General features: G+C 34.5%; 18 protein-coding genes. 4 read left to right on the top strand and 14 right to left on the bottom strand.

What is annotated here, in order from left to right; genetic code table 11:
- From HNQ00_RS11085 to HNQ00_RS11070, 4 genes are all read right to left on the bottom strand, one after another.
- The gene (locus HNQ00_RS11085; protein WP_173838573.1) at positions 1–294 is read right to left on the bottom strand and encodes an antibiotic biosynthesis monooxygenase; all 294 of its coding nucleotides are present in this window, start codon (positions 292–294) and stop codon (positions 1–3) included.
- A 179-nt stretch (positions 295–473) separates the two neighbouring features.
- Positions 474–2,882: an alpha-ketoacid dehydrogenase subunit alpha/beta gene (locus HNQ00_RS11080; protein WP_173838572.1), complete on the bottom strand. Its 2,409-nt coding sequence runs from the start codon at positions 2,880–2,882 to the stop codon at positions 474–476.
- A gap of 187 nt (positions 2,883–3,069) precedes the next feature.
- The gene (locus tag HNQ00_RS11075) at positions 3,070–5,898 is read right to left on the bottom strand and encodes an aminopeptidase (protein ID WP_371739155.1); all 2,829 of its coding nucleotides are present in this window, start codon (positions 5,896–5,898) and stop codon (positions 3,070–3,072) included.
- Between the two features lie 102 nt (positions 5,899–6,000).
- A complete protein-coding gene (locus tag HNQ00_RS11070; RefSeq protein ID WP_173838571.1) occupies positions 6,001–6,729 on the bottom strand; it encodes an LOG family protein in 729 nt (242 codons plus the stop codon).
- Positions 6,730–7,063: 334 nt separating this feature from the next.
- Between HNQ00_RS11070 and HNQ00_RS11065 the strand changes: the two genes are divergently transcribed.
- Complete coding sequence (locus tag HNQ00_RS11065) at positions 7,064–7,561, top strand: hypothetical protein (protein WP_173838570.1); 498 nt, start codon at positions 7,064–7,066, stop codon at positions 7,559–7,561.
- Positions 7,562–7,630: 69 nt separating this feature from the next.
- Here HNQ00_RS11065 and HNQ00_RS11060 read toward each other — a convergent pair whose 3' ends face one another.
- Positions 7,631–9,367, bottom strand: coding sequence for a thiamine pyrophosphate-dependent enzyme (locus HNQ00_RS11060; RefSeq protein ID WP_173838569.1), 1,737 nt, complete (start codon positions 9,365–9,367; stop codon positions 7,631–7,633).
- A gap of 465 nt (positions 9,368–9,832) precedes the next feature.
- Positions 9,833–10,753, bottom strand: coding sequence for a LolA-like protein (locus HNQ00_RS11055; RefSeq protein ID WP_173838568.1), 921 nt, complete (start codon positions 10,751–10,753; stop codon positions 9,833–9,835).
- Positions 10,754–11,198: 445 nt separating this feature from the next.
- Here HNQ00_RS11055 and HNQ00_RS11050 point away from each other — a divergent pair, with 445 nt between their 5' ends.
- On the top strand, positions 11,199–11,480 hold the full coding sequence (locus tag HNQ00_RS11050) for a hypothetical protein (RefSeq protein ID WP_173838567.1): 282 nt from the start codon (positions 11,199–11,201) through the stop codon (positions 11,478–11,480).
- A gap of 298 nt (positions 11,481–11,778) precedes the next feature.
- Here HNQ00_RS11050 and HNQ00_RS11045 read toward each other — a convergent pair whose 3' ends face one another.
- The 5 genes from HNQ00_RS11045 to hutH all read right to left on the bottom strand — a co-directional run bounded on the left by HNQ00_RS11045 (position 11,779) and on the right by hutH (position 18,104).
- Positions 11,779–12,321 (bottom strand): cysteine hydrolase family protein, encoded by a 543-nt coding sequence (locus HNQ00_RS11045; protein ID WP_173838566.1) that lies wholly within the window; start codon positions 12,319–12,321, stop codon positions 11,779–11,781.
- A gap of 149 nt (positions 12,322–12,470) precedes the next feature.
- Positions 12,471–13,013 (bottom strand): DUF5655 domain-containing protein, encoded by a 543-nt coding sequence (locus HNQ00_RS11040; RefSeq protein WP_173838565.1) that lies wholly within the window; start codon positions 13,011–13,013, stop codon positions 12,471–12,473.
- 364 nt (positions 13,014–13,377) lie between these two features.
- Positions 13,378–14,610: an imidazolonepropionase gene (hutI, locus tag HNQ00_RS11035; RefSeq protein ID WP_173838564.1), complete on the bottom strand. Its 1,233-nt coding sequence runs from the start codon at positions 14,608–14,610 to the stop codon at positions 13,378–13,380.
- Positions 14,610–16,607, bottom strand: coding sequence for a urocanate hydratase (locus HNQ00_RS11030; RefSeq protein WP_173838563.1), 1,998 nt, complete (start codon positions 16,605–16,607; stop codon positions 14,610–14,612). The genes hutI and HNQ00_RS11030 overlap by 1 nt, the downstream gene beginning before the upstream one ends.
- Before the next feature lie 6 nt (positions 16,608–16,613).
- Positions 16,614–18,104 carry a histidine ammonia-lyase gene (gene hutH / locus HNQ00_RS11025; RefSeq protein WP_173838562.1) on the bottom strand — a complete coding sequence of 497 codons (1,491 nt, stop codon included), beginning with the start codon at positions 18,102–18,104 and terminating at the stop codon, positions 16,614–16,616.
- An 82-nt stretch (positions 18,105–18,186) separates the two neighbouring features.
- On the opposite strand from hutH, the gene HNQ00_RS11020 reads away from it, so the two are divergent.
- A complete protein-coding gene (locus HNQ00_RS11020) occupies positions 18,187–19,065 on the top strand; it encodes a LysR substrate-binding domain-containing protein (protein ID WP_173838561.1) in 879 nt (292 codons plus the stop codon).
- A gap of 39 nt (positions 19,066–19,104) precedes the next feature.
- Here the strand turns inward: HNQ00_RS11020 and HNQ00_RS11015 are convergent, their stop codons facing one another.
- Complete coding sequence (locus HNQ00_RS11015; protein ID WP_173838560.1) at positions 19,105–19,572, bottom strand: hypothetical protein; 468 nt, start codon at positions 19,570–19,572, stop codon at positions 19,105–19,107.
- A 973-nt stretch (positions 19,573–20,545) separates the two neighbouring features.
- Here HNQ00_RS11015 and HNQ00_RS11010 point away from each other — a divergent pair.
- Complete coding sequence (locus HNQ00_RS11010; protein ID WP_173838559.1) at positions 20,546–21,112, top strand: DUF6515 family protein; 567 nt, start codon at positions 20,546–20,548, stop codon at positions 21,110–21,112.
- Positions 21,113–21,671: 559 nt separating this feature from the next.
- On the opposite strand, the gene HNQ00_RS11005 is transcribed toward HNQ00_RS11010, so the two are convergent.
- Both HNQ00_RS11005 and HNQ00_RS11000 read right to left on the bottom strand, forming a co-directional pair.
- A complete protein-coding gene (locus HNQ00_RS11005) occupies positions 21,672–22,475 on the bottom strand; it encodes a DUF6896 domain-containing protein (RefSeq protein WP_173838558.1) in 804 nt (267 codons plus the stop codon).
- A gap of 165 nt (positions 22,476–22,640) precedes the next feature.
- A complete protein-coding gene (locus HNQ00_RS11000; RefSeq protein ID WP_173838557.1) occupies positions 22,641–23,414 on the bottom strand; it encodes a hypothetical protein in 774 nt (257 codons plus the stop codon).
- Positions 23,415–23,510: the final 96 nt, after the last annotated feature.

Genomic DNA, 23,510 nt, shown 5'->3' with positions numbered 1-23,510 from the left:
TTACTTTACAGCGATCAGTTCGATAAATTCAATTATAGGATCTTGTGATAATAAATCACCTGCATGTTTCATTAACGAGGCAGCTATTTCACCTTCTAGATGTTCTTTTCTCCCAGCTTCAGTTTCGAATGTATCGAATATTCCAAAAGAAGAGGGTCCGAATTGTAATCCATACCATTTTACGGTAGCGTTTTCGTTTTCAGCTATTGGCAATGCACTTTTTAAAAATGCAGCTACTTCTTGTTCTTTTCCAGCTTTTGCTTCTAATCTTCCTAGTAAGGCGTATTTTTCCATGGTATCTTTTATTTTGAGATATTAAAATTACGTTTTATTGTTATTTACACAATCGAGTTTAACAATTGTTCATCATAAATTAATCATAATACGCACTATGGCTGCTAAATACGCTGCTGCTATAAAACAAAAAATCCCAAACGACTAGCGCTTGGGATTTACTATTGGTAAGGATACTATTAGTATAGTTTAGGAAATTTAGCAGGATTTGACTCGTGCATCATTTCGTATACTTTTTCGTAGATATCTTCAGTTGAGGGTTTAGAGAAGTAATCACCATCTGTACCGTAAGAAGGGCGGTGTGCCTTTGCTGATAAGGTTTGTGGTTTACTGTCTAGATATTTGTAAGCATCTTGCTGCTCTACTATTTGCTGTAAAATATACGCTGATGCTCCACCAGGCACATCTTCATCTATTACTAGTAAGCGGTTTGTTTTCATCACACTTTTTACTAAATCCTGCTTGATGTCAAATGGCAATAATGATTGTAAATCAATTACTTCACAGTTAATACCTACAGTTTCTAATTCTTTTGCAGCTTGTTCTACTAATCGTAATGTAGAACCGTAAGAAACTAAAGTGATGTCATTTCCTTCCTTAATTGTTTCTACAACTCCTATTGGTGTTTTGAACTCCCCGTAATTTGTTGGTGTTTTCTCTTTTAATCTATACCCGTTCAAGCATTCAATTACTAATGCTGGTTCGTCACACTCTAATAATGTATTATAAAATCCAGCCGCTTTAGTCATATTTCTAGGAACTAAAACGTGAATACCTCTAATGGCATTTATTATCATTCCCATAGGAGAACCTGAGTGCCATATTCCTTCTAGACGGTGTCCGCGAGTACGAATAATAAGAGGTGCTTTTTGTTTTCCTAATGTTCTATATTGTAGTGTAGCAAGATCATCGCTCATGATCTGGATTGCATATAGCAAATAATCTAAATATTGAATCTCTGCGATAGGTCTTAATCCACGCATTGCCATTCCTATTCCTTGTCCTAATATTGTAGCCTCACGAATACCCACATCAGCAACACGTAATTCACCATATTTCTCTTGCATTCCTTCTAAACCTTGGTTTACATCACCAATGTTTCCAGAATCTTCTCCAAAGATTAACGCCTCTGGATATTTTGTGAATATTGCATCAAAGTTATCGCGAAGAATCATACGACCATCTGCTTCATCTTGAGAATCTGTGCTGTAAGTAGGTAGTACCTCGTCTACAGAATAAACATTCAACGCTGAATTAGAATGAAGGTGACTGCTAAAATTAGGCTGTGTCTTAGCGATATAAGCGGTAATCCACTGTGCTAATTCAGTTTGTCCATTTTCATTCATTAACAAACGCAAGCTTTTGCGAGCCGTAATTAAAATCTCCTTTTTTAAAGGGTCTTTTGTTCCTTTTAATTGGGCAACCAATCCTAGGATAGCTTCTTTATTTGCGCTTGTTGCAGCTAGTTTTTCTACTAAGGCAATTAATTCTTTTTGTTCTGTAACGATAGGATTAATAAAAGCAGCCCAAGCAGCTTTCTTACCTTCTAGAACTTGCTTTTTAGCGTCAGCATCAATTTCGTTAAGCTCTTGAGCCGAAGCGATATTGATAGCGATCATCCAAAGTCTCATTTGTCTAATACAATCAAAATCTCTTTCCCAAGCCAATCGATCTGCATCTTTGTATCGTTCATGAGAACCAGATGTAGAATGTCCTTGTGGTTGTGTTAATTCATTAACGTGTACTAGTATAGGAACGTGTTGCTCACGTGCAATTTTTGATGCTTTTTCATACGTAGTAATCAAGTCAGTATAATCCCAACCTTTTACTCTTAGAATTTCGTACCCTTTTGCATTGTCATCACGCTGATATCCTTTTAAGATTTCTGAGATGTTTTCTTTTGTCGTTTGGTGCTTAGCGTGCACAGAAATTCCGTACTCATCATCCCAAACGCTTATTAACATAGGTACTTGTAGTACGCCAGCAGCATTGATAGTTTCAAAGAACAATCCTTCTGAGGTGCTTGCATTTCCTATAGTTCCCCACGCCACTTCGTTTCCGTTGACTGTGAAGTTCTCTTTATTTTTAATTCCGTCGACTTGACGGTATACTTTAGACGCTTGTGCTAACCCTAATAGTCTTGGCATTTGCCCAGCAGTAGGAGAGATGTCTGCGCTTGAATTCTTTTGTTTTGTTAAGTTTTTCCAAGAACCGTCTTCATTCAAACTATGTGTAGCAAAATGGCCACCCATTTGTCTACCTGCTGACATAGGATCTTGTGCTATACTCGTGCTACCATATAATCCGGCAAAAAACTGCTCGACAGTTAATTCCCCAATAGCCATCATAAAAGTTTGATCACGGTAATATCCAGAACGGAAGTCACCATTTTTAAAAAACTTGGCCATAGCTAACTGTGGAACTTCTTTTCCGTCTCCGAAAATTCCGAATTTTGCCTTACCAGTTAAAACCTCTCTACGCCCTAACAAACTACATTCCCTACTAATCATAGCGGTCTTGTAATCGTTTAGTACTTCAACTTTAAAGTCCTCAAATGTCAAGGTAGTATTAGCTTTTTCTTTTATCATAATATAGTTGTATCACTTTATGACGCAAATTTACTTAAAAAGTAGTTATTTTCATAATTGATTTGAATAAATATAATTATAAATTTTATAACGTATTTTCATTTTAAATATGATTTTTTGTATTATATGTAAATTTAAGGGCTTATTAGTGGTTATTGTCTAAAATATTTACGAAAAATCAGCTGTTTTAAAACCATTTTCGATTAAATAAATTGGATAGTATTTTAGGAGATAAAGTAATTATAAATCTAATTTTTTCGTTGTACCTGTTTTGACCTATTTCCCATCCGTTTGAAGAATATACAGGCAAATAAACTTCAAAATAATCGGGAACCAAATTTAAACGTACACCACTGTCGTATAAAAATCGCTCATTGAATTCTTTGCTCTTCACCACTGCGGCATCTGCGTAGATTTCGAACCAATTAAATAAATTATAACTACCATTAATACTGGTGATCCAGTCATTTGCAAAGGGATTGGCTAGTTTTGATTTAAAACCTCCTTCGGCAACAATTAATTGCTGGCTGAAAAAACCACTGTTTTCAGATCTTCCATAGTAATTGTAATCAAACAAGTAGTCTGTAGGGCGGTCTAGTGCAAAGCTGTAATAATCAGATTTACTAGTATTATAAAGGAACTTCCCTGCATAAAATCGCAAATTGACTTGGTGGTTGTTTTCGAATAGTTTTCTGTATTCCACCTCAGCGGCTAGTTTTCCAAATTTGCTTGATAATTGTAAATCAGTCGACAAACTCATATGATTAATGATTTCTGTACGGCTGTTAAAATACCGCGCATTAAATACAGAATAATTTTCACCTACCTGATTGGTCACAATGGCACTCTTTTCTCTATTTACAATGACCTGTCGCAATACAATCCCCTGTTTTTTATTGTCACGGTAATCGTCTTCGCGAAAGCGTAGCAAGACTGTTGGGTTTATCCTTAAGTAGGTAGCATCTGGAGCGTAATGAAAATAAGAACCACTCAAAGAATACCGTACATTAAAAAGATTGCTATTGCGGTAATTTTGATTGACTACTATAGATCCAGATCCCGAAATCGTTTTGGCTTTTGTCGAATAAGATGGATTAATATCAAAGATAAATGGTTTTTCTAATATGGTTTTATTGTGCAATCGCAAGCCCGGAGTCAACCCATCATAGAGGTTGTAACTAATTGTAGGAACATATAAAACTTGATTGTAATAAGGATCTTCAAGATCTTTCATAAAAACAAACTTGATGGGTCTGTTGTTAGGAAAGAAGCCAGTAAGCGATTTCCAGTTGTTTCTCAAATTATATTCTGGAACTTCATTTTTATAATTCAAAACTAGTTTGTCAGCTGTTCTACGAGCTACCGTAAAAACACTGTCAGTGCGGGTAGGTTCTAGCCATTCTTTAAATACTATTTTCTTGTCTTTTAGACCATACAAAGGAATGGGAACCGCTACAGCAGTACGATTCTTAATAGTAAAAGAGACGCTATCTGCAGTTTTTGAAGCAGGTCCAAACTTGTAGTCTACTAAGTCTCTTGATCGAATGATCGTTTTAAAGAACCAATCAATGTCTTTGTTGGCATTTGATTTTAAAATAGTTTCAAATGTAGCTGCACTTTGTTGCTCTTTTAAATTGGCTTTATAAAATTCTTGAATACTGTTACCGACAATATTTTTTTCTAAATAATTGTTTAAGAATCGCAAACTCAATCCTGCGCGGTACTTGCTCGCAATTTGTTCGTTGAATTTTATAAGCGAGCTTTTTGTGTTTTCAAGTGGCTGGTCTAGGTTTTTTCTAGCCATTAACATATAAAAATAGCTGTATTGCTCGTTGAAATCGAGATTAGTAAGATTGTAACTTTTTAGCAGCTTAAACTTAGATGTGCTTCCTAGCATTTTACTATTGGGATGCAGCTGTTCGATGTACTTCATCATAGTATAGACTTGAATTCCGTCGTAGATCCAACTCTCTTTGCGATTGTCTAATTGTAAACTGTTTTTCAAATAGGCATTTAAATAGGTTTTTAAAAAGCGTAATTCATAAGTAAAAGCATCTGAAAACGGACTTATAAAAGCGGGTAATTGATTGAGTCCATAAAAGGGATTTCGATCATAATCAGCTTGAGTAATTACGATCTTTTCATGTGGATAGCGGCCTATCTCTTGTGAAACAAAATTAACGATGCCAGCGATAAGTTTCTCCTGTTCAATTTTAGTTAGTTTTTCCTCTTTTAAGTCGGTAATAACTTGTTGGTTTTTTACCTTATAAGTATCAAAATGGGACTCAGGACTTAGAAGCAAATTAAAATTCATGATATTTCTCCCTGATAGGGAATACAGCACTGAAGATGAAACTTTAGAAAGCGTCTCCATACGCAAGTCCGTTGTTACTTTTTGATCGTCAGCTACTTTCAATAAAATAGAAAGGTCACTTTTTGCATTGGCAATATCATCCAGATTTTCATTACTGTAGGTAGCAAAGTGATTGTTTTTAAATCGGGCAGGAGTAAGGTACCAGTTTTTGAGTATCATACCGTTATCTTCAGTGTAGCCATATTTTGTAAAAGTGGCACTTGGAATCTTTAGTTCGTATTTTAATTTTAACCGCATTTTTTGATGTGGAGCAATGGCGTGTGGGAGCACCACGTAAACCAAATCAGGCTGTGTATCTGGGCGGTACCATTGCATCGCTATACTTGTACTATCGGTAATAGTATTGATGGTGGTCTTACCACGTTCTTCAGTTTTAGCCAAATGAAAACCTCTGTAAAACTCGTCAGAAAAACGTTTGGCAAGCGGTGTGTCATTACCAGAATAAGCGTTATTCCAGTCGTTTAAAACTAGTAAATCAATTGCCACATCTGATTCGTTATTATAAATTAATTCTTGTTCAATCGTAATGGTCTTTTGCTGCATATCAACTTGAGCAACTATCGAAGATTGATGTTGTGCAACAACTGAGAAAGGCAGTAGCAAGAGCGCAATAATACTAAGATAGGCGTAAAGGTTTTTCAATCAGGGGAAGTTTTAAAATGCTTCTCTAAGATACAGAAATTAAGATAATTATTGCAAAATTGACAAAAAAAAAGCTGTTTTAATTAAAAAACAGCTTTACGGTTAAAAGTTTGGTTTCAGATTGTATTTCTTATAGAAATTATCTAGTGCAGTGACTACCTCATCTTCGGTGTCTACAATTTTTATTAAGTTCAAATCATCTGGACTTACAGTCTCAAAACGTTCGATTAATACTGTTTTAATCCAGTCCATTAATCCTGACCAAAAACTAGAGCCTACTAATATAATAGGGAACTTAGCGATTTTCTTAGTTTGGATTAAGGTTACCGCTTCAAATAATTCATCCATCGTACCAAAACCTCCTGGCATAACTACGAATCCCTGTGAGTATTTCACAAACATTACTTTTCGAACAAAGAAATAATCAAAGTTCAAGTTTTTATCACTGTCGATGTATGGATTAAAGTGTTGTTCGAATGGTAAAACAATATTCAAACCTACAGAGGTACCACCACCTAAGTGCGCTCCCTTGTTTCCTGCTTCCATGATTCCAGGTCCTCCACCGGTGATTACACCGTAACCAGCTTTACTAATTTTGTAAGCAATCTTTTCGGCTAGTAAATAATTTTCATGGTCTGCCTTTGTACGCGCTGATCCAAAAATAGATACACATGGACCAATACGTCCCATAGCTTCGTAACCATTAACAAACTCTGCCATGATTTTAAAAATGGCCCAACTGTCATTTGTTCTTATTTCATTCCAAGTTTTCTGCTTTAGTCTGTCTTGGATTATTTTATCCTCATCATTGTCAAAATCTTCTAATCTCATTTTTTATATTTTTAATCATTAATAGTGGAGCAATTTTACCACTACGCTAATAGCAGCTTGCATTTATGCTTGAATAATTTAGAATTTTAAAAGCATTAAATGTAAAAATTACATCCAGGATACTAAAGTAATTCTTTTTTCAAATACTTTGACAGATACCTTTTTAATTTTTTAAATTGCAGTCTTATTCTTCCTTAATATAGCTTTTAAAAACGATAATAGCAAATTAACTAGTCAGGAAGTTGCCCTTTTTATGCGGTGTCTCTATACAGTTTAGGGGTAAAGTTTTAAGGCTTAATAACTTATTAGAATAAAGCAAAATACATCATCACGTATGGAAACAATTATAAAATGGCAAAAAAGTATCTTTTCTAGCCAATATCAGCTTTTCTCTAATCATCAAAATATAGGGTACTTGAGTCACAATTTTTCCTCTTTAGTAGCAAAAAGCCAAATTAAAAAGGATAGTTTTATCTTTAAAACCAACGGATTCTGGAGTAAGGAAACTAAAATAAGGAATTTAGATGATGGTTTTCACCTAGGAGATATTATTTATTACGATAGTCTAACCAAAGCGAGGATTACATGTCTAGGAGATACTTACATCTTTGAATATACAGATAAAATGCGCGAAAACTGGCAGCTTACAAATGAATCCGGAATTAAAATCGCTTACAAAGGCTCTTTTCGAAAAGGGAGTATTCAGGGGAATACTAGCGAACCATTATTATTAATTGTGGGTTTGTTCATAGCCAACTTATTCTGGCAAAAGACTATTACAGCAATATTTGCAATTTTAATTTTCGCACAGTTACTGTACTTTGTATGGTAAGGTTTTTATGAAAAAAAGCAATGACACTCTTCATAAAAATGCCATTGCTTCGTTATTTTTTTTCGAAAATTATAAAACCTCTTTCAAGTGTTTGTAATTAGTTTTGACCATTTCGAGCACTTCATCCATTCTGCCACCTAGAATCATTTTGCTTATAGATAATGCGTATCCTTTCATTTGGTCAAATTCCATTTTGGGAGGCATCGCCAAAGCTTGTGGATTAGTAAATACACTAACCAAAACAGGGCCATCGTGAATAAAAGCTTCCTCTAATGCATTCTCTACCTTAGTAGGATCAGTAACGGTAATACCTTTGAATCCCATTGCTTGTGCGACCATAGCAAAATCTGGATTTACCATATCAGTTTGGTTATTCGGTAGGCCTTCTACTTGCATTTCGAGTTGCACCATTCCCAGCGATCTGTTATTAAAGACAATCAATTTAATAGGCAGGTTGTACTGCTTGATGGTAGCCAAGTCTCCTAGTAACATCGATAATCCGCCATCACCGCAAAACGCAATAACTTGTCTAGAAGGGTACGCAAGTTGGGCGCCAATCGCCATAGGCATAGCATTTGCCATAGAGCCATGGTTAAAAGAACCTAACATTTTTCGTTTTCCAGTTCCTTCAATGTATCGCGCGCCCCAAACGCAACACATACCAGTATCTACGGTAAAAATAGCGTCATTATGTGCCATTTTGTTGATAGTAGCAGCAACATATTCCGGACTTATATGATCATGTGTTCCTGAATCTTGAACATATATATTTAGATTTTCTTTTACTTTCTCGTAAAACTCTAATTGTGCTTTTAAAAAGCTATCGTCTTCCTTATTTTTAATGAGCGGTAAAAGTGCTGCAACAGTGTCTCCTATTTTACCTGCTAATCCCATTTCGAGTTTTGCTCTGCGCCCTAGTCGTTCTGGCTTCTCGTCAATTTGCACAATTTTATTGTCAACGGGCATAAAGTGCTCATACGGGAAATCGGTTCCCAATAAAATAACAACATCCGATTCGTGCATGGCATGATACGCAGAGGGAACGCCTAGTAATCCCGTCATTCCTACCTCATAAGGATTATTGTGCTGCATGCTCATTTTTCCCCTAAATGAATAGCCAATAGGCGCTTTGAGCAACGATGCTAGTTTAATGATATCTTCGTGTGCTTCAGCGGCTCCAATACCGCAAAAAATCGAAATCTTAGGATTTTTATTTATTAGTGCTGCCAATTTTTGTAGGTCAGCATCTGCAGGTCGTACCACTGTTTGAGAATTATAATTGTACATGGCTGTAGTACTTTCTACAGCAGTCATGGCTGAAACATCTCCAGGCAAACCAAAAACAGCAACTCCTTTTTTATGAATAGCATTTTGCATCGCTGCTTGTAGCATTCTAGGAACTTGATTAGGGGTAGTGGCAATCTCATTGTAGACACTGCAGTCATCAAATAATTTATAAGTATTGGTAGATTGAAAGTAGTCAACACCAAATTCTGGTGTGTTAATAGTAGACGCAATAGCAATCATGGGAACGCCAGAGCGGTTTGCATCATACAAACCATTGATTAAATGCACATGGCCGGGACCACTACTACCAGCGCAACAAGCCAGACCGTCTAATTCTGCTTCAGCGGCTGCTGCATAGGCGCCCACTTCTTCATGTCGCACATGTATCCAGTCTATTTTTCCGTTCCTTCTTACAGCATCGTTCAGTTCATTCAAGCTATCGCCTGTAACAGCATAGATTCTTTTTACGTTATTGCTTACGAGCATTTCTACTATTTGGTCCGCTACTTTTTTTGACATAATTCTACTTTTTATTAATGTATGCACTATTTACTGCCTCCTTGTTTACAAACACTATTTCAGAATCGATTAAAAATGATTTGATGATCTTGAATCCTTTATTTATTCGAATAGAAATATTCCAAATAAAATAGTTGATACTTCATGAATACAGATTAAATCAATGTTCCGGATGAGTAGTAAGCTTTGAATCATAAAAAATTTAGCCACAAATTACTCCTAGTGATACGATTTCATCTTGAATAGTATTGTTTTCAAAGCTTAATTAACTTGTAATTAAAGACTTAAAATAGTTTTAATTGTTTGTCTAGCTAAGTTAGCAATTAAGCTCGACGCACTAAATTTTTAAAGCATAATGATATGTTAATCCTTTCAGTCTTAAAAAATATAGTGCTACAATTAATGTGGTTGAAAACAATGCAAATAAAAATAGTGTGGCTGTTAGAAAGTGAATATATAAATCTATTATAGGATACAATCAAAAACAGAAAACCCAGCAAGAGCACCATTAAAGGCTATGCTGGGTTTAAATTGTATTTTAAAATGGCAGTCTTTCTTCTTGAAATCAGCTGCTGTAAGTTTGTTGTCAAATTTAATATCGGTCCATTCCACAACAGTCCATGGCTCGTTTGAAACAATTGCGTCCCAGTTAGAGGCTTTGTACTTGCGTTTAGTGGGAATCATAAATCCGTCTATTGTTTCGTATTCTAATTGCATTAGTAGAGGTTCTGCTTTACCAAAATCCATTACTGTAAACAAGAATTGATCAACCAGTCCTGTATCTCTATTAATGTACAACTGGTAAATATCTTTGGGTGTATTATCGGGACTGTCAAACGTAACTTTCACCACATCATAAGTAGTATCAGCTAGCTTCTTCTCATTCAAATACTCGTAATTTACGCCCTCATCCATTAATTTTTGCATCATTGTAAACCAGTAAAAATTGGTTGGTCGATTAAAAGCCACCATCTTTAAGAGTTGCATATCTTCGCTGTTTTTACCGTCTTGTCTAAGCCAGAATTGCGTACCATCATAACCTTGCTCAATCACACCGGTTAACTCAGGAAGCGTGCGCTCATGTTTTTTGTAAATTCCGTACGATAATTGACCTTCAAAAATGTATTTCTCTGTAGCTACATCCGTTTTACCATCGGCAGTTTGATAGGTATACGTGTACACCACATCTTTTTTATTGTATAATTTGTTCCAGTCGCCTACTTTTTGCACCATGTTGTAAACGAGTTCATGCCCTTTATTGTCAAATTTAGGAATTGTACTGACAATACTATCGGTGGTATTCTCATTTGTAATTACACTCTTGTCATTCTTGCAAGAGATAATACTTAATCCCATTAGCGCTACTATAATAATTCTACTGTTCATGCTTTTCTTTTTATTGATGGCCCAAAAGTAAAGAAAGCTAGGCTAGCAGCGAAAAAGAATGCTTACTATTCTGTTATTTTCAAGTTAAAACGAATTGCTTTTAATAATGGAGGGCATAATTAAACTATTTGTCGGAGTCTTTAGCACTTTTTAATTTTCGAAAACAAAAAAGAAGACAAATGTGAATAGCGATACTGATTATTAAGGAGTTGCTATTAAACGGGCAGGAAATAAATAACTTTTTCTTGAAAATTATGTTGTTGTCTAAATAGTAAATTCTTGATGTAGAATAAGATTTGTACTTATTTAGGTGAAAATGCTGTTAAAATAGTATAAAAAAATCAGTAATATGAAAAATCTATTTTATATTTGTTAGAGTGGTAACGGGCATTCACAAGCCATTTTTAACCATTCAATAATTTTTACTAATACTAAATACGACCCCATGGATACTCAATTTAAAATCATAGAAAAAGAAAATATAGCCGACTTAAAATTCCCTCACAGCGAAATTTTAAATGATGATAAAGCAATCGATCAAAGAACAACTGAATTAAAAAGAGCATTATCATTAGGAAATCTAGAGCATTCAAAAATCCAAATCTACTTTGAGGACGAAATGTCAAAAAAAATGGTAGAAACCACCGTGTGGGCATTAACTGATGAGAGTGTGGTTCTAAAAAAAGGAGTGGGAATTCCTATAAACAGAATCGTTAAAATAGCTTAGAAAGCTGTAATAGGGTAGTGGTTTAAAAACGCTTTAAATTATGATGCGCCTAATCCAGCACTCCGCTATAGCCCTCAATTTAAGTCCATTTTTTATACAATCTTAATCCAGCTTCTTGCAGTCGCTGGCTACGATTAATAAAAAAATGTCCTTAAAAAATCGGGGCTGCCACTTCGATCTGGGGCGTAAAAACACCAACTTTATTAATGTAAATTTCCAAACTTCTTTATCGGAATTTTTAAAATAAAAATGCCACAACCCCAAGTGAATGCTTGGAGTTGTGGCATTTTTGTTCCTATTATTTTATATACGCTGTAGTGTTTGTAATTGTTGCATAAAACTGGCTTAGCCCAGCAATAAATGCTGTTTGTACACTTGCCGCAGCTACTGATTGCCCGTTTACCTCTAGATCTCTAGTGGCTGTAGCATCTTCAATGACGGTACAGTCAAATTGATAATCTTTTGCTGCTCGCACGCTGGCATCGATGCACATATGCGTCATCATTCCCACAAAAACGAGTTCGGTCACTTTTTTAGATTGTAAATAAGCAAGTAAATCAGTGTCTCTAAAACTGTTTGGGTAGCTTTTTACAATCAGTTTTTCTGTTGGTAATGGCTTTACATCTTCATGTATTTCTTGTCCCTTAGTATCTGGTAAAAAAAATGTAGCTCCTGGCGCTAGAGATAAATGTTGGATATGAACTACCTCTAAGTTATTCTCTCTAAAATGGGATAATACACGCTTGGCATTTTCACTAGCTTTTATTGGTGCTACTAATTCCATTGCTCCGTTTTCAAAATAATCATTTTGAATATCTACTATAATTAAGGCTTTGCTCATGATTTTAATTTAATGTTGAAGGCACAAATTTAAAATAAAACTATAGCATAGTAATAGGCGTAGGGAAACCTTTAACTTCTTTATAAGGAGCATTCTTGAAGTTAATAAGACGCTTTCGATAATAATAAAGAGTTTGAAAGTAATACTGTTTAATTTGCAGCTTGATAAGCTATTTTTAGCCATTCTATTAACTCTGTGTCAATATCGGCAAGAGTAAATAGCTGCACTCTGTGGGTGCACATGGCGCCAAAAGGTCCTGAATTTTCCAGTCTTCCAGTTGTTGGTTCATCTTTTAGCTTTAGACCAAGATCGATTCTTGTTTTTGTTGCTGGCTTAATCAATGCAAATTGCTTTTTCCGAACAATGCTTACCGTTGCTTTTTTAGGTATGATAGTTACATCTTCAGCTATATTTTTCACAACTTCAAGCAGGGCTTCGTAGAGCGGACGTAGGTTTTCCTTTCCTTGATATTGGTTGTTTACAAGATCTTTGTCTGTTGTATTATTTTCTTTAGATAAAGCGATAATAGCATTGGCAAAGCCATGAGTTACGCTATGTTCATTTATTAAATAATTCATAGCTTCTGTATGTTTAGAAAATGCTTTTTTGTTCAATATTATTTTCCAATCTGCCAAAGACTTGCCTGTTTTCAAAGGCATATTATCAATCATTGTTTGTAATGCTTTATCCACTGTAAAGTATTTAATAGTTCAGTTTTGAGACAGTACTAATTGTTTATCAACTAGCTTAATATCGTATCGTATTTAGTTTTTTAGCTTTCGATAAGAATGAAAGTAATAGTTTAAATGAGTATATACAAGTATTTATATATCAATATTTTAATTAGTAAAATTAATTACTAAATGATACTTGAAAGGAAACTATTTATTATTAGATAAAATGCTTATTACACAGTGAAAGGATTTAAATGGAGTGTCAATTATAATCCTTTCAAACTGCGATTTATTTAATTTTGCTTCTCTTTAAAAGAAGCATTTGCATGTTTTCAAATTAAGCTCAAATAAATACCCTTTCTACTATTCAGGTTCCTCGAAGCTAGATTTCGTTTCCTCTCAAGTACACTTTATCGACGCAGTGATTACCAAAAGAGTAGGGAATAAAATTATATGAATTTATTTCTTTTGTCAAGATTATGTTGGCTATTTTACCTCTACTTATCGAACCCACTTTGTCTAAAACATTCATGGCATAAGCCGCGTTAATAGTAGCTGCATTTATAGCTTCCTCAGGAGTCATTTTCATCTTGATACAGGCTGTGGCAACAACAAAATTCATGTTTCCGGAAGGCGTAGAGCCAGGATTATAATCAGTAGCTATTGCTAGTGGCAAACCGGCATCGATCATTGCTCTTGCTGGAGTGTATGGAATACTTAAAAAATAAGAACAACTAGGCAATGCAACAGGCATTGTTTGTGTATTTTTTAAAGCTTGAATATCTTCATCTCTCATTTCTTCTAAATGGTCTACGGATAAGACTGTATTAGCGACGCCCACTTGTATGCCGCCAATAGCGTTGAATTGATTCACGTGAATCTTTCCTAGTAGTCCGTGTTTTTTACCAGCTTCTAAAATCAACTGCGTATCAGCCACCGAAAAATATCCGGTTTCGCAAAAAATATCAATAAAATCGGCTAGGTTTTCCTTTTCAATTGTAGGTAAAATATCTGTTATCAACATTTGTAAATAACCTTCTTTATCATTTTTAAATTCAGCAGGAACCGCGTGGGCACCTAGAAAAGTTGCTTTTATTTCGATAGGATAATTTTCCTTCAACTTTTTAATGACCCGTAACATTTTAAGTTCGGCATCTTTAGTTAAACCGTATCCCGACTTAATTTCGACAGCGCCAGTACCCAGCTGAATAATTTCTTCTAATCGCTTCTTACTTTGATTGTACAAGTCGGTTTCAGTGGTTTCCTGTAACTTTTTAGCCGAATTTAATATCCCGCCTCCATTATCAGCAATTTCTGCATAGGAAAGGCCGTTGATTCTATCTACAAATTCATTTTCTCTATTTCCAGCATAAACTAAATGCGTGTGCGAGTCACACCATGAAGGAAGTATCATTTTTCCTGCGGCATCGACAGTTTTAATAGCCACAGTGGGACAATCGCTCATTATTCCATAATCAGAAATAAGACCGTTTTCTACTAATAAAAAGGCATCTTTAATAGTAGGTAATTCCTTCATTTGGGCGCCAGATAGAAAATTGACATCCCGAGCTCTAACTTGTAGTAATTCTTTAATATTTACAAATAATACATCCATTAAAACAAGTCTTTTAAAAGGTTATCTTCTACTAAGTTAGGCAATGTCACTTTAAGATTAGGTGTTCGCTCCATTTCTCTTTTAATAGCAAAAATAGCTTCATCGTTTCTAGCCCAACTTCTTCTAGCGATTCCGTTATTTACATCATAAAACAGCATGTTTTTAAGCTTTTCTTCTGCTTCGATTGTTCCATCGAGTAGCATACCAAAACCGCCGTTGATAACTTCACCCCAGCCTACACCACCGCCATTATGAATTGAGACCCAAGTTGCTCCTCTAAAGCTATCTCCAATCACGTTATGGATAGCCATATCTGCAGTAAATTTACTCCCATCATAAATATTAGATGTTTCCCTAAATGGGGAGTCTGTTCCACTAACGTCGTGGTGGTCTCTTCCTAAAATTACAGCTCCAATTTCACCTTTGGCAATAGCATCATTAAATGCTTTTGCAATTGCAATGCGTCCTTCGGCATCTGCATAAAGAATCCTAGCCTGCGAGCCCACCACCATTTTATTAGACTTGGCATCTTGAATCCAAGTAATGTTATCTTGCATTTGTAATTTAATTTCGTCAGGAGATTTTAGCATTAGTTCTCTCAATACCGTAGCTGCAATAGCATCTGTCTTGTCTAAATCATCACTATTCCCCGAAGCACAAACCCACCTAAATGGTCCAAAACCGTAATCAAAACACATGGGTCCTAGAATGTCTTGCACATAAGAAGCGTATTTAAAATCAATTGCATTTTCAGCCATTACATCTGCGCCAGCGCGTGAAGACTCTAGCAAAAACGCGTTTCCGTAATCAAAGAAATAAGTTCCTTTATTAGTATGCTTATTGATCGCTGCGGCATGCCTTCTCAAAGACTCTTGGACTTTTTCTTTAAACAATTCCGGATTCTCTTTAATTAGTATATTGGATTCCTCATAAGACAAATCAGCAGGGTAGTAGCCACCGGTCCACGGAATATGAAGCGAGGTTTGATCAGAACCAATGTGGATGAAGATATTCTCTTTATCAAATTTCTCCCAAACGTCGATTACATTACCTATATATGCGATTGAAACTACTTCATTATTCTTTTTAGCCTCAAGCGTACGTGCTACTAAACCGTCAATAGTATCAATTAAAACGTCGACCCAACCCTGCTCGTACCTTTTTGTGGCAGCTTTTGCATTTACTTCTGCACAAATTGTAATGCAGCCAGCTATGTTTCCAGCTTTGGGTTGGGCACCACTCATACCACCTAAACCTGCCGTTAAGAATATTTTCCCATTAGGATTTTCTTCTTTTTTAAGTATTTTTCTAAAGGCATTCATTACCGTAATCGTTGTACCGTGCACAATTCCTTGTGGTCCTATGTACATGAATGAACCAGCAGTCATTTGGCCATATTGGCTAACGCCTAGAGCATTGAATTTTTCCCAATCATTCGGTTTGGAATAATTTGGAATCACCATGCCATTAGTCACTACAACACGTGGTGCATTTTTACTAGATGGAAATAATCCCATGGGATGCCCTGAATATAAATGCAAAGTTTGCTCCTCTGTCATGATGGCGAGATAGTGCATTACAAGAAGGTATTGCGCCCAATTTTGAAATACAGCGCCATTACCACCATAGGTTATCAATTCTTCAGGATGCTGTGCTACGGCAGGATTTAAGTTGTTTTGAATCATCAACATTAGCGCAGCTGCTTGTGGTGTTACTGCGGGATACGCTGCAATTCCTCTAGCATATATTTCGTAGTCTGGTTTAAAACGATACATGTAAATGCGACCAAACTCTTTTAATTCAGTTGCAAATTCGGTTGCCAATTCTTGGTGCCACTCTTTTGGAAAGTAACGCAACGCATTTCTAATTGCGAGCTGTTTTTCTTCAAGAGACAAAATATCTTTTCTTTTAGGTGCTCTGTTCGCATCATCTGGATAGCTTTTTACGGCTGGTAAAACACTTGGAATCCCTTGTAAAATTTGTTCTTTGAATGTCATAGCGTATTATTTTACAATTAATTTTTCGTTTTTAACTAGCTGGATCATGTTATAGATATCGTCTTTTAACAATCTATCGTCTTCAAGCTTATCAACTTTAGCTCTAATGATTGCATGATTTTTTTCGATTATTTTAGAAAAACTATTCGGACGCCTAAATTCCATTGCTTGAGCGGCATACATTAACTCAATAGCTAGTATTTTCTCTAAATTTTCTAGAATTTGGTTTAACTTTCGACCAGAAATACTACCCATAGAAACGTGATCCTCTTGACCTAAAGATGTAGGAATACTATCTGCAGAAGGAGGGAAGCAAAGAGATTTGTTTTCTGTAACTAAAGCAGCAGTAGTATATTGCGGAATCATAAATCCAGAATTCAATCCTCCGGCTTTAGTTAATAAACGAGGCAAACCGTATTTACCTTCGATTAATAAATAACAGCGCCTATCGGCAATGTTTCCTAGCTCAGAAGCGGCAATAGAGCAATAATCTAGCGCCATAGCCAGCGGCTGTCCGTGAAAATTCCCGCCAGAGATCGCTTCTGTTTCGCTTAGCACGATTGGGTTATCTGTAACAGAATTCATTTCGATTTCAGCCAGTTCTAATAGATGGTAAAAAGCATTTCTAGAAGCACCGTGAACCTGCGGAATACAACGCATAGAATAAGGATCTTGAACGCGCTCACAATTCTCGTGTGAAGCGATATTTTGTGAACCGTCAAATAGCATACGCATTCTTTCTGCTACATGAATACTCCCTTTAAATGGTCGTATTTGGTGTAATTCAGGTCTAAAAGGAGAAGCACTTCCTTTATAACCTTCGATACTCATGGCACCACTTACATCAGCTAGATCTAATAGATATTCCATTTTAAGAAGTCCTGTAATCGTATGCGCTAGTATAAATTGGGTACCGTTAATTAAACCCAAACCTTCTTTAGCTTGAAGCTCAAGAGGGATAATATTATGCTGTTTCAAAACTTCCTTTGCAGGAAATATTTCGTCATTGATCCAGAAATCACCTTCGCCAATTAAAGGTAAGAATAGGTGAGAAAGCGGCGCTAAGTCTCCAGAAGCACCTACAGATCCTTGCTTAGGTACAGTGGGAAGCAATCCGTTCTCTATAAAATAAACAATACGTTCAATAAGTTCTAAACGAACACCAGAAAAACCCTGACAAAGTGCGTGAACCTTACAAATCATCATGATTTTAGAGAGCTGTTTATCGATATTTTCTCCTACACCCACAGCGTGAGTAATCAAAAGGTTTTTTTGCAACAAGCTCGTTTCGTCTACAGTAATTTGGACATCACACAAGGGACCAAAACCAGTATTGATACCGTAGACCACCTTATCACTTTTAGTAATTGTCTCTACCTTTTTTCGGCAAGAATTAATTTTAGCCTTGGCTTCATCGTTAATAATTGCTTTTAGCGTTCCGTTAGTGATTTGGTTAACGAGCTGTAATGTTAGTGTATCTATTCCGTATTTGAACATCTTGTGTTGTAATTTTAGTTTTACCAAAGTTATGATTACTTTTGATGCTTTATGATATCAATTAAACCACTAATTAATAACTATGAGTTATCAAATAGAATTAAGGCATATGCGGTATTTTCTAGCTGTAGCAGAAGAATTGCATTTTAGAAAAGCGGCCGAGAAATTATTTATTTCGCAACCAGGTTTAAGCAGGCAGATAAAATGGCTTGAAGAGGAACTGGGTGTAACGCTATTTGAAAGACACAATCGAAAGGTAGTGCTAACAACTGCAGGGGATTATTTAAAAACGGAATTCGCACAGCAGCTGAAAACCATTAATAATACAATAGCGACAGCCAAACTAATCCACGATGGAAAAAAAGGGGAGTTGAAGATAGGATATGTGGGCTCAGCGATGCAGGATGTGATTCCGAATCTATTGTTAACTTTCGAAAATAAAAATCCTAATATTTTATTTGACTTGAAGGAAATCGATAACCAAAAACAAATTGAGGACTTGCTATCATTCTCCTTAGACATAGGATTTGTTAGATTAGAAAGAGTTCCCTTAGCCTTAGAAATTAAAACAATATTAGAAGAGAATTTTTGCTTGGTTCTACCAAAATATCACCCAATTAACGAAAAAAATTTTAAAAATATAGCACAATTTAAAGAGGAATCTTTTATTCTATTTGATGCTAAATACAGTGCTTCGTATTATGAGAAAGTAATGCAAATTTTTGATGATTGTAATTTTACTCCTGTGATATCGCATAATACGATACATTCTAGTTCGATTTTTAAATTAGTAGAGAAAAATTTCGGAGTATCATTAGTACCCAAATCATTAGCAATAAAAACAGGTTACAAAATTAAATTCATCGAACTAGATACTATTGCTCAAAAAACGAAATTATCCGTGATTTGGAATAAAAAAAATGGCAACCCTATTTTAAAGGATTTTCTAGAACTGATATAGTTGTCGCTATTTATAATAGTAAGTTTGATCTACAAAACGTTAAAAAGTTACAGGAATAGTAAAGCTAATTTCCTCTCCAGCTTCATCGCCATCTCCTGAACCTGGATCATTGTGAATTACAAGTGTTCCAGTCTTACTTTTTGTAGCATCAAAGGTTAGTTTAGTGGTAAAGTTTACGGGACTATCTGTCATCCAATTTTCGTTTGTAGATAAAAAGCCAGTTGCAATTTCGATGCCTTGTTCATCTAATAATTGTACATAACCTAGAGATCCTTCGGTGGCAAACCATAGCCCTTGAGAATTTACTTTAATTATTGCAGGCGATGTTAAGATATCATTTTCTTTTATGTTGACGGTAGGCAGCGTTCGATTTACCAACTCTTTATTAGGCTGTGCTGGTGCTTGCTCTACTTTTTTACTTGGCTTGTTTTTGTTGTCATTACAAGCTAGTAGTACTACTAATAAAGTTAATATAGTAGCGGTTTTTTTTAACTTTGATGCTCTCATAATGATGTCGTTTTTAGTTTTATTTTATCTTTTACAGTAGAGTGATAGCATGGAAACTGTCATAGAACAATGCCTTTATCAGCATACCACTTTAAGGTCATTTAGTGTAACGAAATTTAAAAGTATTTCTTATAATTTATTTCCGAAAAATTTTCAAGCCGATGTATAAAATTATGAAGTAAAACAGACTATACGGAATTGCAAATAGTGGCGCAAAGGCTATCGCTGTATCTGAAGAATATTTTTTTAAAGCGGTTTGTTGAGCAGTGTAATTTCACTACCGCTAAAGATTCCGTCATGATTTAAATCGAAAGAATCAAGATAGTTATGAGATTCTGTTTTAGTATCATTACTAAAATGAAAATCATTTCAAACCAGTCTAATCTAAAACCAGTTTTATATTTCATAAACTATTTTTTTTCAATTTGAGTTCGATTCTTGACTTTTCGTGATCTTTCCACCAACGTTTCGCGGCTTCAATAAGTTGCAAACTTCGTGACCGAATATTTTTAGCTAAGATAAAATTTATTGCGAAAGATAAACGTGAATTTACCACAAATTTAGCCATTTATGCAAACCGCTGTTGATATTATTTTTTTATATAAATTTAAAATTTTTAAGTCATCACTTTTTGTTTTTTAAGTAATTTTTTTAATTACTTAACTTTTTAAAATTGACTCTTTAGATGTTAAATATCAAATTGGACAGTTTTCATAATTTTCCTCTCTAATTTCAGTTATTTCGTCACCAACATATTTCTTTTTCTGTAAGTTTCTCATCCATGACAATTGCTACTGATAATTTCCCGTTGAATAATTATGCTATTTTATAATTATTAAAATTAATCTAATCTATGAAATCAAACTGTCTATAGATGTAAATAGTCATAACGTCTATTTGCTTTTTGAGACAGCTGTAATTAAAATACCTTTAACCCAATGATTAGAAAAACAGTAATTTAAATTCAACTATTATGAAAAATATTTATAAAACCATCGCATTATGCATCGTCCTACTTTCTGGAATTACAGAAGTAACTGCTCAAAACAGAAATGCCAAAACTGTAGTTACAAAAAAAGTTTCGGTAAAAAAAGTACCATCATCAAAAGTGGTTTATAAAACGCCTAAAAGTAAAGTAACCACTGTGCGTACATTACCCAACAAAACTAACATCAAATACAATGGACAAAATTACTATTATTCAAACAATAAGTATTACACTTATTCACAAGGTCATTACGTAAATATAATGCCAAAAGTAGGTTTTAAAATAAGTGTGTTACCTCAAAATTTTGTAAAAGTTAATTTCAAAAATCATAACTATTTTCAGTCTCAGGGAATGTTTTACATCCAGAGCGGTAGCGATTATGAAGTAGTAGATCCAGAGATTGGAACTATAGTTTACGAGCTTCCGAGTGATTACGAAAAAGTGACGATTGATGGTCAAACTTATTATGAATATGCTAACATACTTTATGAAAAAGTTCAAAATAACGGTACAAGAGCTTACGAAGTGGTAGGTTATATTGATGCCAATTAACTTAATATTAAAGTTGCTAATTCATAACCATAAAGACCCCTTATTGATTTTGATAAGGGGCCTTCTTGTGTTTTGACGCCAATAACGACTGATGACGTCAGTATGCTTTATTAAGCATCGTAGAGCGTTTAAATTACTCCCGATAACTATTCTTTGATACGTTCTTTGAGTTTTTTAAGTTATTGATCTTTACTCATTGTTTCAGAATTTCGTCAAAAGGTACGCAATCTTTTCATCCAATAGGTAATTGAAGAGTGAGAAATTCCATGTAATTAGAAAGCGTGATTTGCCAAAATCTGACAGTTTGTAATTTGGTCAATGATGGAAAGTTTAATATCAAAACCAATTTTTTGATACTTCTTTTTTGGACATTTTTTATAATAAAATTGCGTTAGATTCTTGACTCTACGTCACATTTGCAGATTACGTGTCGCGGCTTGCAGAAGTGGCGAACTTCGTAACCGAGATTTTTCGGCTAAGATAAAAGTTCTTGCGAAAGATAAACGTGATTTTACCACATATTTCGCCATTTTTGCAAACCGCTGTTGTGCGTTCGTTTTTATTTTTTCAGTCCTATAAAATTCCAAAAATTAAATTTGGGGTTTTCAGTTTGTTTGTTTTGCTCTTTGTACAATTTTTCCAAGTCCAAATGGGATTTGATTTCTACTTTTGGTCTTTCAGAAACCACAATTCCATAATGGTTGTCAACATTAGAACTTATTTTTTCAAACTTACCAAGTGTTAGCATTTTTTCATTTATCCTTTTTCCGTCAGCATATTCTTCAAAAATATCAACTGGCAGAGGTTTGTATTTCGGTGTAGATTTTACGAATCTTGAGAAAAAGTAAGGGTCTAAATCTCCAAATTCTTGTCCAAATACAAGAGGGACTTCTATAATTTGTCCTGTTGTCTTGTTTTCAAAACCGCAATGAAATCCGTGAACGAAATATTTCCAATTTTCAAGTTTTCCAATTTGCCTATTGTCTCGTTTAAGTTCGTTAAACGTATCCATTGGAAAGTCCTTATTTAATTTCAAGTCAAGTTTGTCTACCAACTTATATAGTAATTCTTCGCCTAATTGTCTGTAATCCTTCGCACATTGCTCAAAAAAGTCTTTATTGTCATCAATTTCTTTGACGGTTATAAGCTTAGATATGTTTATTTCTGGTTCAATTGTATGTATTCCAACTTGAAAGCCAACAAGTTCAGTTTTTAGATTTTGTCCTACTGCTTGTCTTTTATTTTCAACTCCTTTTTCAAAAATGAGTTTTAATGTGCGCTCACGTGGTATTGTTCGAATTGCTTCGAGTGTCGGAATTTGACTAATGGAGTTTATTGATATTATTTCATTCGTTCTATTCAATGGTGTCGGTTTTTTAAAATGACGCACAACGTGTCGCGGCTTGCAGAAGTGGCGAACTTCGTGACCGATTATTTTCGGCTAAGATAAAATTTCTTGCGAAAGATAAACGTGAATTTACCACATATTTCGCCATTTTTGCAAACCGCTGTTGGCAGTAGTTTTTTTTTATATTTCAGCAAGACCAACATTGAATAATATTCCAACTCCTTTTGTATTGTGATTATAACCTGGCATTCTTGTCATCAATAAATGCTCAATATATTTACGTTCATTTTCTTTCAAATGTGATAAAATGAATTGAATAAATTCTAAAACAGTATTATAATCTGAAAAAGCAGTTTTTTGTTCAACATTTTTTAAATAATTTTTCATAGTTTTTATTATTATTCCTTCGTCTTCATCGAACAAAGGTATGTATTCCAAGTCAAAGTAAACGTCTTCAAACATTAACCGTGTTGGGTCAATATTTCCGTGAAGGAAGTCATTTCTATTATTCATTATTGTATGAAATTTTTTAAACGATTCTTCTTCACTATTTACAGATTTATTGAATCCATCACAATTTAAATGTAATGTTTTGACCCTAATATCTATTTGTTGCCGAATTAAATTTTCATATAATCTTTTGTCTTTTTTATAATCGTCTTTTGCAAGAATTAAAATAAGTAAGTTTATAAATGATTCTGCTAAAACAGGAGATAACATTCTAATTGTTGTTCCAAGAGCAACGGAACGTTCTAAATTTACTATCCATTTATTTAACTTTTCATAATACTCATCATTTTCTTCTTTTGAAGATGTCATTGGATTGACTCTTTTTATTTCAGTAATATCTAATGATTTTAATTCATTTACAATTGAAAATAATGTACTTTTTAATCTGCAAAAAGGATTTATGAATAAAGTATATTTTTGAAATTCAGAATGAATTTCTTTCATCTGTGTTTTGACCCCTATAAAACAAGAGTATTATTCTAAATTTCGATTATTAATTATGCTGTTAATTTTTCCATTAAAATTAGATGTTTATCCTGG

The sequence above is a fragment of the Flavobacterium aeripolare genome (assembly GCF_013294025.1).
GTDB lineage: Bacteria > Bacteroidota > Bacteroidia > Flavobacteriales > Flavobacteriaceae > Flavobacterium.
Note: the sequence above shows the minus strand (reverse complement) of the source record. Positions and strands in the feature narration are given on the sequence as shown.